Below are 4,845 nucleotides of genomic sequence, written 5' to 3' on the forward strand. Positions count from 1 at the left end.
CCCTGCCCCGTACTCCCGCAGGACTTTGAATTTGCATCCTCGAATCCGCCCACGCACGAAGAAAATGCGATAGCATTTTCGAGGAGTCTTCGCCGCCTTCCGCTCCAATCAACATGTTAAAAATTAATAATAACCTTTTCACAGCCATAAATAAAAAAATCAAGCCCTCCCAAGGGAGAGCTTATTTTTTGTTTTCCACGGGTTCTGGAATATCCTTTGGGCTTTCAAAAGTGAGTGGACCAAATTTCTCTGATCGCACTTCTCTGATTACTAATTCAGCTACTTTATCGTAGTCGACCATTCCTCCGCCCATTAAACAGCCTCTAAGCGTGCCGATATGGTCAAATAATGCTACGACATCCTCTGGTATCTCTGTGAGCTTGTAGCGTTCTCTTAACCGTTCTGGATAGCTCTTTTCTAAAAAACGCAGCGAGTAAACCGTCAAATCCTGCAGATTTAATAAAGTATCCTTGATGGCCCCAGTGATCGCCAGCTTCATACCGACTTCCTGATCCTCAAATTTAGGCCATAAGATTCCTGGTGTATCGAGCAGCTCCAGTTCTTTTCCTACCTTTATCCACTGCTGAGCCTTGGTTACACCCGGAGTGTTTCCCGTTTTTGCAATATTTTTCTTGGCGAGACGGTTGATTAGTGTAGATTTCCCTGCATTTGGAATTCCGACAATCATGGCGCGAATGGCACGCGGTTTTACGCCTCTTGCCTTTAACCGGTCAAATTTCTCTTTTAGAATTTCGTTTGAGGCTTGGACAATATTTTTCATACCTTCGCCAGCTTGTGAATTAATTGCCAGAGCTTTTATTCCCTTATTTGCAAAGTAGGCAATCCACTCTCTGGTCACTTCTTTGTCCGCCATATCCGCCTTATTTAATAAGACTAATCTTGGTTTATGCTGGATAATTTCATCTATCATTGGATTCCTAGAGGAATATGGAATTCGTGCATCCACCAATTCAAAAATGATATCAACCAGCTTTAATTTTTCCGTGACCTCTCTGCGAGCCTTGGCCATATGGCCTGGAAACCATTGGATCGTCAAAGCGCCACCTCCTTTATAAAGCTTAAACTATTGTCCCTTGACAGTTACAATGTGGGCATCCTTTAAAGGCCAGTACACAACGCTGGTTTTCCCGATGACTTTACTCAGCGGAACCGTTCCAATATGTCTGGAATCCTTACTGAAGCGGCGATTATCCCCCATTACAAATAATTCACCTTTTGGCACTGTTTTACGGCCTATTTTTTCTTCAAGGGTGAATGAACCCGTTAGCGGACCATCCTCTACTTGTTTCTTATATTCATCTAAATATGGCTCTTTATACGCTTTTCCATTTATATAGAGGATATCATCCTTATACTCAAGTGTATCACCTGGAAGACCAATGACACGTTTTATGTAATCCTTTCCTTCCGGCGCGTGAAAAACGATAATATCGAATCGCTTAGGCACCCCAATTTCGTAGCTGAATTTATTAACGATCATCCTGTCTTGGTCTTTTAATGTCGGCATCATGGAAAGCCCATCCACAACGATTGGAGCAAAAAGAAAATATCGAATGACTGCAGCAAGTGCCACCGCAATCAATAATGCTTTCGTCCATTCCCACAATTCATTTTTCTTTTTTGTCATTCAATTCCCCACCAATCACTATTAAAAAATGTCTTATCAAGCCTATTTTACATAAGTTAAACTTATTTATCACGATGGGATGATTTTTTTAACCAAACTTTAATAATTTTTGATAAAAAACAGCCTGCAATGTAACAATTCGATACATATCTTTTACCATAAAATGAAAGGTTATGTATAAAAAAAGAGCCTGCCCAAGCAAGCCCTTTTCTTTTCGTATTATCGAATCTCTTTAATTCTTGCTTTTTTACCGCGAAGGTTACGCAAGTAGTAAAGCTTAGCACGGCGAACTTTACCGCGGCGAATTACTTCAAGCTTCGCAATTTTTGGTGTGTGTACTGGGAAAGTACGTTCAACGCCTACTCCGTAAGAAACTTTACGTACTGTAAAAGTTTCGCTAATTCCACCACCACGACGCTTAATCACAACACCTTCGAATAACTGAATACGCTCACGAGTACCCTCGATAACTTTAACGTGTACACGTACAGTGTCACCAGGACGGAACGCAGGAAGATCAGAACGAAGTTGTTCTTTTGTGATTTCTTCGATTAATTTATGCATCGTTTTTTCAACTCCTTCCAACAGATGCTCATGCATATCCTTTTTCCTTGTTGCATGCAGCGGAACATCGTTATAAGACTACAATCTGAAAAGGATCAGCTCGCAAGTCACAAGAAGTATCATAACATAATTATAATGAGCCTGCAATATTACTCGTAATCTTTTTTTACTTCTTTTAGCCATTTTTCTTGTTCGTTTGTTAATTCGATCTTATCTAATAAATCAGGTCTTCTTACTAGCGTTCGTCGTAATGCCTCTTTATTGCGCCATTCTTCGATTAATTTGTGATTACCTGACATAAGAACATCCGGAACCTTCAATCCTCGAAAATCTGCCGGCCTTGTATAGTGAGGATGTTCTAGTAAGCCGGTACTAAAAGAATCCTTCTGATGTGATTCCGCGTTTCCTAGTACTTCTGGCAGCAAACGGACAACACTATCCACGACCACCATTGCGCCTAATTCCCCTCCTGTCAGGACATAATCGCCAATCGATATTTCGTCGGTAACGACATGTTCTCTGATCCGCTCATCATAACCCTCATAATGACCGCAAATGAAAATTAAGTGCTCTTCTTTAGCTAATTCCTCCGCTTTGCGCTGTTCATAACGCTCTCCTTGCGGGCAAAGCAGGATCACCCTTGGATTAGTACTTTTTGCTTGTTCTCGAAGAGAGGCAACAGCGTCAAAAATCGGCTGCGGTTTGAGTACCATGCCGGCACCGCCGCCATATGGATAATCATCGACAGTGGAGTGTTTGTTATCCGCAAAATCCCGGAAATTTACGACATTATACTGAACTGCAGATTTCTCAGCCGCTTTTTGTAAAATAGAATGGCCAAAGACCCCAGAAAACATCTCTGGAAACAATGTCAGAATATCGATTTGCATCATGAAAGTAACCCTTCCATTGGTTCAATAATGATGACTTGTTCTTTTACATCTACTTTTTTTACGACATCATGAATATAGGGGATAAGGACTTCCTTGCCGCCCTTTCCTTTAACCACCCAAACATCATTTGCTCCAGGTGAAAGGATCTCGATTACTTTCCCGATTTCTTCTCCCTTGGCAGTTGCCACAAGGCAGCCGATAATTTCATGATAATAGAATTCGTCTTCTTCCAATTCCCCGAGTTGCGCTTCAGGTACCTTTAAGATCCCATCTCGAAATTTCTCTACCTCATTAATATTATTGTATCCTTCAAAAGTTAGTAACTCAAAATTCTTATGTGTGCGGTGGCTTCTTACCGTTAGTTCAATCGGTGTTTTCGAGTTTGGCATAAATAGATAGAGAACATTGCCGGCTTTGTAGCGTTTTTCTGGGAAATCTGTTTTAGATATTACCCTCACTTCACCTTTAATTCCTTGTGTATTGACGATTTTACCAACATTAAACCATTTTTCCATATAACGTCACCTTCTATTTAATTTCCTTAATAATTCCGTCCTCGATTATGATTGTCGATGGTTCTATCTTCTCGTTCCATCTATCACCAACATTTATCTCAACGAGGGCCTGAACTTCTCTTTCCTGTATTTCACTGCCTAATGGTAGGTTATGTAATTGTTCGATTTGAAACTCAAGAAGCTTAATTTTTTCTTTACGCATTTGAATTTCTGTTTCAAACCTTTTCTTTAGTGCCTCTGGAGAAAAGCTTTTTGTTTTTTCCAACCTCTTTAGCTCGAATAAAAGCTGATCACATTCCTTTTTCAACTGCAGCATTCTTCCATGGAACTTTTCGTAAAGGTCTTCCTTACTTTTCTCCGTTATCACTTGCTTCACCACAACAGTTTGAATCAGCTGCACAAAGATCCGCCTCCCTGTGTTCTTAATAGGAACGATGAGAATTGACTAGCTTCAGCGCCTCAGCGCTTTCGCTTTTCTATAGCAAAAAAGGGAGGAATCAATCCCTCCCTTTTATCTAGATGCAAAAAGCTATTCACCAATTTCTAGAAAAATTTTCTTTTGTTGTGATGATCCTGCTGCATAAACAACAGTTCTAATGGCCTTTGCAACGCGCCCCTGTTTCCCAATTACTTTCCCCATATCCGTTTTATTAACGGATAGTTGATAAGTAATACGAGAGTCATCTTCTAAGACGTCCACATGAACATCTTCAGGAAAATCAACAAGCGGCTTAACAATTGTTTCGATTAATTGTTTCATAATCGTTTAACAATTACTTGTTTAATTTTGCATTATGGAATTTTTCCATGATGCCTTGGTTTGAGAAAAGGTTACGAACTGTATCAGATGGCTTCGCACCGTCTTTTAACCATTTAAGAGCTAATTCTTCGTTGATGTCAACTTTAGCTGGTTCTGCAACTGGATTGTAAGTTCCAACGATTTCAATGTAACGTCCGTCACGTGGTGAACGAGAATCTGCTACTACAATACGATAGAAAGGAGTTTTTTTAGCTCCCATACGCTTTAAACGAATTTTTACTGCCATTTTAAATAAGCACCTCCGAATAGTTTCACACAAGATAGTATAATATCAATTCTTTTATAGTTTGTAAAGTGTTTTTTCTTTACAACCATTATTACCAATTTTTTCAGTTTTAAAACTTAGTTTATTGATTTCCGCTCCAGTCGCTCGCTTTCCGCGGGCGTGCCGGGGAGCCTCCTCGG

General features: G+C 40.1%; 8 protein-coding genes. All 8 read right to left on the reverse strand.

Translation table 11 applies throughout. The features are described from left to right. Window positions 1-181: 181 nt before the first annotated feature. Window positions 182-1,057: a ribosome biogenesis GTPase YlqF gene (gene ylqF, locus V7077_RS07615; RefSeq protein WP_335500053.1), complete on the reverse strand. Its 876-nt coding sequence runs from the start codon at window positions 1,055-1,057 to the stop codon at window positions 182-184. Between the two features lie 27 nt (window positions 1,058-1,084). Then, window positions 1,085-1,648 (reverse strand): signal peptidase I, encoded by a 564-nt coding sequence (lepB, locus tag V7077_RS07620; protein WP_335500055.1) that lies wholly within the window; start codon window positions 1,646-1,648, stop codon window positions 1,085-1,087. Between the two features lie 219 nt (window positions 1,649-1,867). Beyond that, window positions 1,868-2,212, reverse strand: coding sequence for a 50S ribosomal protein L19 (rplS, locus tag V7077_RS07625; protein WP_235743156.1), 345 nt, complete (start codon window positions 2,210-2,212; stop codon window positions 1,868-1,870). A 149-nt stretch (window positions 2,213-2,361) separates the two neighbouring features. Beyond that, a complete protein-coding gene (trmD, locus tag V7077_RS07630; protein ID WP_335500058.1) occupies window positions 2,362-3,105 on the reverse strand; it encodes a tRNA (guanosine(37)-N1)-methyltransferase TrmD in 744 nt (247 codons plus the stop codon). Further along, window positions 3,102-3,620, reverse strand: a complete 519-nt coding sequence (gene rimM / locus V7077_RS07635; protein WP_335500060.1) for a ribosome maturation factor RimM — start codon at window positions 3,618-3,620, stop codon at window positions 3,102-3,104. The genes trmD and rimM overlap by 4 nt, the downstream gene beginning before the upstream one ends. A 13-nt stretch (window positions 3,621-3,633) precedes the next feature. Further along, the gene (locus V7077_RS07640) at window positions 3,634-4,020 is read right to left on the reverse strand and encodes a YlqD family protein (RefSeq protein WP_335500062.1); all 387 of its coding nucleotides are present in this window, start codon (window positions 4,018-4,020) and stop codon (window positions 3,634-3,636) included. Between the two features lie 129 nt (window positions 4,021-4,149). Beyond that, on the reverse strand, window positions 4,150-4,380 hold the full coding sequence (locus tag V7077_RS07645; RefSeq protein ID WP_235743153.1) for a KH domain-containing protein: 231 nt from the start codon (window positions 4,378-4,380) through the stop codon (window positions 4,150-4,152). A gap of 13 nt (window positions 4,381-4,393) precedes the next feature. Then, window positions 4,394-4,666, reverse strand: coding sequence for a 30S ribosomal protein S16 (rpsP, locus tag V7077_RS07650; RefSeq protein ID WP_215040762.1), 273 nt, complete (start codon window positions 4,664-4,666; stop codon window positions 4,394-4,396). Window positions 4,667-4,845 lie beyond the last annotated feature (179 nt).

The sequence above is a fragment of the Neobacillus vireti genome, from assembly GCF_036962465.1.
Lineage (GTDB): Bacteria > Bacillota > Bacilli > Bacillales > Cytobacillaceae > Neobacillus > Neobacillus vireti_B.

Bases quoted from the DNA above. Each gene is read 5' to 3' on its own strand.
- lepB (WP_335500055.1), bottom strand. From the start codon at position 1,648: ATGACAAAAAAGAAAAATGAATTGTGGGAATGGACGAAAGCATTATTG.
- rplS (WP_235743156.1), bottom strand. From the start codon at position 2,212: ATGCATAAATTAATCGAAGAAATCACAAAAGAACAACTTCGTTCTGAT.
- trmD (WP_335500058.1), bottom strand. From the start codon at position 3,105: ATGATGCAAATCGATATTCTGACATTGTTTCCAGAGATGTTTTCTGGG.
- rimM (WP_335500060.1), bottom strand. From the start codon at position 3,620: ATGGAAAAATGGTTTAATGTTGGTAAAATCGTCAATACACAAGGAATT.
- V7077_RS07645 (WP_235743153.1), bottom strand. From the start codon at position 4,380: ATGAAACAATTAATCGAAACAATTGTTAAGCCGCTTGTTGATTTTCCT.
- rpsP (WP_215040762.1), bottom strand. From the start codon at position 4,666: ATGGCAGTAAAAATTCGTTTAAAGCGTATGGGAGCTAAAAAAACTCCT.